Annotated in this window: 1 pseudogene; it reads right to left on the reverse strand. The window is 83.3% G+C overall.

Going from position 1 to position 251, the window contains the following annotated elements:
• Positions 1 to 223 (reverse strand): annotated as a pseudogene (locus ACQG3P_RS21030) (alginate export family protein); the annotation flags it as partial.
• Between the last annotated feature and the right edge of the window lie 28 nt (positions 224 to 251).

Raw genomic sequence — 251 nt, forward strand, 5'->3', positions numbered from 1 at the left:
CGGGACCGGCCTCGCCCCCGCCCAGCCGGCCGTGCCAGGGCCAGTGGTGACGGGCCTCCCCGCTGGAGTCCCACGTGTCCTGCTGGCCGCCGCGACGCGGCGCGCCGGCCGCGCCCGGCACCGCGGCCAGCGGCGCCGGCGTGGTGGCGCCCGCGGCGCTGCCGCGCCGCGTCCCCGCCCGCCGCCAGCCGAGAACGGTGGACAGGCCGGGGCGCAGGGTCACGGTCAGCGACGGCTGCCCGTCCCTCACG

Origin of the sequence: Stenotrophomonas sp. SrG (assembly GCF_050031795.1) — a bacterium.
GTDB lineage: Bacteria > Pseudomonadota > Gammaproteobacteria > Xanthomonadales > Xanthomonadaceae > Stenotrophomonas > Stenotrophomonas rhizophila_A.